General features: G+C 32.1%; 3 protein-coding genes. 2 read left to right on the top strand and 1 reads right to left on the bottom strand.

Annotated features, from left to right (window positions below):
- The first annotated feature begins 255 nt into the window (after window positions 1-255).
- Entirely contained in the window at window positions 256-1,272 is a 1,017-nt protein-coding gene (locus JR312_RS06245) for a substrate-binding domain-containing protein (RefSeq protein WP_135352867.1), read from the top strand.
- Window positions 1,273-1,374: 102 nt separating this feature from the next.
- On the opposite strand, the gene JR312_RS06240 is transcribed toward JR312_RS06245, so the two are convergent.
- Window positions 1,375-2,343, bottom strand: coding sequence for a hypothetical protein (locus JR312_RS06240; protein ID WP_416647981.1), 969 nt, complete (start codon window positions 2,341-2,343; stop codon window positions 1,375-1,377).
- Window positions 2,344-2,467: 124 nt separating this feature from the next.
- Between JR312_RS06240 and JR312_RS06235 the strand changes: the two genes are divergently transcribed.
- Window positions 2,468-3,784 (top strand): TrkH family potassium uptake protein, encoded by a 1,317-nt coding sequence (locus tag JR312_RS06235; protein WP_416647980.1) that lies wholly within the window; start codon window positions 2,468-2,470, stop codon window positions 3,782-3,784.
- Window positions 3,785-3,857: the final 73 nt, after the last annotated feature.

The following is a 3,857-nucleotide window of genomic DNA, read 5'->3' as shown; positions in this document are numbered from 1 at the left end:
CTCTTCCTGTCAATGGTCTTCCTTCTCGTATAGATGACAGGATATTTGTTTCTAATTCTTTATAATCTACCAAACCAGTAGTTCTATTTGCTTGACTCATATCAAACCTCCATTTTTTATATCAATTTATTACTTTTTTTCGGTTTGACACACTTTTTTGAACGTTCCCCGTTATACCTTTTGAAATCTAGAAAAAAAGCTTTTCAGTTTGATTTTTTATTACGATAATTAAGTTTACACTCTTGAGCGAAAACGATGCTGAAACGCCTTTTCCTTATTTTTGCATTTGTATTACTCATCCCACTGTCAAATGTTGATGCCAGAAGATATATCAGAATTGTTGGATCTTCAACTGTTTTTCCTTTTATCTCATTTATATCTGAAGAATTCAGCCGTATATTTTCCTTTAAAACTCCAGTTGTAGAATCGATAGGAAGTGGATCAGGGTTCAAAATGTTTTGTTCAGGAATAGGGGAAGGCACACCAGATATCACTACTTCATCTCGCCCTATGAAGGAAGTAGAGAGAGAATTATGTAAAAGAAATAAAGTGAATGAAGTAATAGAGATCATAATTGGCTATGATGGAATTGTTATTGCAAATTCAAATCAAAGCCATAGATTTGATTTTACAAAAAATGACCTGTTTGAAACTTTATCTTCATATTCTGAAGACAATGATAGATTAGTAAAGAATAACAAGAAATTTTGGTCTGATGTAAATCAAGCTCTACCAAAAACAGAAATTAAAATCTATGGCCCACATCAAAATACAGGTACACATGAAACTTTGATTAATTTTATTATGCTTGATCAATATTCATGTATGAACTCAAGGATTTTCAAAGAGAATTATCAAGACCAAGAAAAAAGAAAGAAAGCATGTAGTAATATCAGAGATGATGGAAGATATATAGAAGTTGGAATTAATGAAAACATAATAATACAAAAATTGAAGAGCAATAAAAATGCTTTAGGAATATTTAGCTTCAGCTTTTTAGCGAAAAACCAAGATGAGATTCAAGGAAGCACAATCGCAGGAATTGAGCCAACTTATAAAAATATATCATCGGGGGAGTATATGTTAGCAAGGCCTTTATATCTTTATATAAAGAAAGAACACTTAGATACTGTTGATGGATTAAGGGAATTCATTAGAGAAGTTGTAGACTCTATTAGTACTGAGGGTGGATATTTATCTAGGCTTGGCTTAATTCCACTTTCAAGCGAAAATATGAAAAAAGTCTTGGAAAAGGTTCGTGATATAATATGATGACTTTGATATTTTTTTATTCTGGATACTAGGTTAAAAATAGAACGTTTAAATTTCTTGTTTTTATTGTTATCATGCTTAGATTCCCTAAGAACTTATTTACTACAAAATACAACAAGTTCTATTTATTTGAGAAAGTTGTGCGTCTTGTAGAACAGATTTTGTTGTAGGTTTCTCTGTAGCTATTTCAAGGTTTTCTTCTATGCTTTTTTGTTCTGTGTAATCTTTAACTTCTTGAATGAAATCTTCAAGCCACTTCTCACTACCTATCTTGGCATGTCGTTGTTGCTCACCTTTAAGAAGCTTTATTACAGCTGCATCTTGATTTTCAGGCACTCTTTGATATTTAAGCCACAAGTCACGAATATCAGGAGGAGCTTTTTTCAAATGAGCTTCAAAGGTTGCTTTTGTGTCTTTTGTACTTTCTTCTTGTTGATCTTGATGGAATTTAAACCAGAAATCGCGAATATCAGGAGAAGCTTTATCCCAAAGAAGTTTAGTAATTTCTTTTATATTTCTCAGATCTTCTTGTTTCAATCTTTTACCATCACCTATATATCGTTTATTAAGACCAACTTGCAGAGGATAAAGTAAAAGGGTAGTTTTGCTCTGTGAATGTATAGGTCTATTTAAAATCATTGCTAGATTTGTATCACAATCTTCTAATACTGCTTTAACTTTTTTAACATCTAAATAATCTATTGCTTGACGTAATTTGTGGTGAAGATCACTTGTTCTCTTTAAGTTTTTCACTTTTTGCATATGCGAATCATCACTTCCTTCCTCTTCTTGCATAGCTATATCACACGAAATACTCTCAATTTTTTGCTCCATTTTCTGTATACATTGATTAATTTCCTTTTGATTTTTTTTGAATATAACCAACTGTGAAATGGTACAAGAATTAGGTAGATCGTCTTTAAACTCTTTTTGTATATTACTAGGTAATTCGCTTTTCAAAACTTCTTGTATATCGCTATCGTAATTATTTTTTATACTCTCAAAGTTGCCTTGTATAGCTTCACTAATTAATGAATCTCGAATGTTTTTTTGTCTTTCAGTTAATAACATACCTTACCTCTACCTCTTATGGCAAATTTAGCGCTATAATTATACGTATTTATAATCAAGTCAAGAGAAAAAATTAGCAAAGCGGTTGAAGTTTTAATAACATATAGCTTTCAAGTTACTATCTATGGAAAATCTGCAAGTTTTACGTTCAATTGCGTTTATTGTGGGAATTTTTCTATTGTTGTTTGGCGTAGCAATGCTTATTCCTGCTATTACTAATAATTATCTAGGTTACGAATGGAAAAATTTTCTGGTTGGATTTATAGTTACCTGCACATTTAGTGCAATTTTTATTTTATTGGGTAAACTAAGTAAGTTACATGGAATGCCGGCAATTTTTGCGATTACTAGCTGTACCTGGATTGTATTATCTCTATTTGCAGCTATTCCATTCTATCTTGATAGTCTAAGCTACGTTGATGCACTATTTGAAGCAGTATCTGGGATTACAACCACAGGGGCAACTGTGCTCAGCGAAATTGAACAACAATCTCCAGGGATACTACTGTGGAGAGCAATGCTGCATGGTATAGGAGGATTTGGAATAATTACAGTAGGAATTGCAATTTTTCCCATATTTAAGGTTTTGAGCTTAAATAATTTACTCTATTCTGAGTACTCAGATGCTCTTAAAAGAAAGTTACCACATACGCGAAGCGTAGTAATACATATTGCAGAAATATATTACTGCCTAATTTTATTGTGCATATTTTCCTACTATCTAGCTGGCATGCCATTATTTGACGCAGTATGTCACGGAATGTCCGCTGTATCAACTGGTGGATTTGCTAACTATAACGATTCTATAGGCTACTACAATAACCCTATATTGGAGGTCATAACAATTATCTTTATGATTTTAGGCTCTTTACCTTTTCTGAGCTATTTAAAAATTATAAGACGATTAGACGTTTGTTATGATGAACAGGTCTCTTACTTTATTAAGATAGTTGTTATCTCATCTTTGCTTGCTTGTTTTTGGTTATATAAAAATTTTGACTTAGGAGTATTTTTATCATTTAGGTACAGCACATTCACCATTACCTCCTTTATCACATCAACTGGCTATGTAATGTGCAACTACTTGAATTGGAGCTTTATTTCAGTCTTAGCTTTCTTTTTAGCCTTTATTGGTGGATGTGGTGGTTCTGCTAGTGGTGGAATCAAAATCTTCCGTTTAGTCATTTTTCTAAAGTCTATAAGGAATTACTTTAGCTCTTTATTAGATCCAAGTGAAAGCGATAGAGTAAAACTCAATGGTAAAATACTGGAAAATGACGAAGTTCAATCCGTCTTTACGTTTTTTGCGATTTACATGTTAACGTTCACTATATCATCAATAGTGATGTCTTACTTGAGCAATGCGGACTTTATAACTATAGTATTTCCTAAAGTAAATGATAAAGGTATAATAAAGTATTTGAGTTATAATGGCATATAGTGTGGATTTAAGGGAAAAGGCAGTATTGATGATAGAAAAAGGTAAGACAAAGGTTGAGGTAGCAGAGCTTATG

The sequence above is a fragment of the Wolbachia endosymbiont of Nasonia giraulti genome (assembly GCF_048054155.1).
Taxonomy (GTDB): Bacteria; Pseudomonadota; Alphaproteobacteria; order Rickettsiales; family Anaplasmataceae; genus Wolbachia; species Wolbachia pipientis_C.
Note: the sequence above shows the minus strand (reverse complement) of the source record. Positions and strands in the feature narration are given on the sequence as shown.

What these genes read in the sequence shown, in the direction of transcription:
- JR312_RS06240 (WP_416647981.1), bottom strand. Translation starts at nt 2,343, where the DNA reads ATGTTATTAACTGAAAGACAAAAAAACATTCGAGATTCATTAATTAGT.
- JR312_RS06235 (WP_416647980.1), top strand. Translation starts at nt 2,468, where the DNA reads ATGGAAAATCTGCAAGTTTTACGTTCAATTGCGTTTATTGTGGGAATT.
- JR312_RS06245 (WP_135352867.1), top strand. Translation starts at nt 256, where the DNA reads ATGCTGAAACGCCTTTTCCTTATTTTTGCATTTGTATTACTCATCCCA.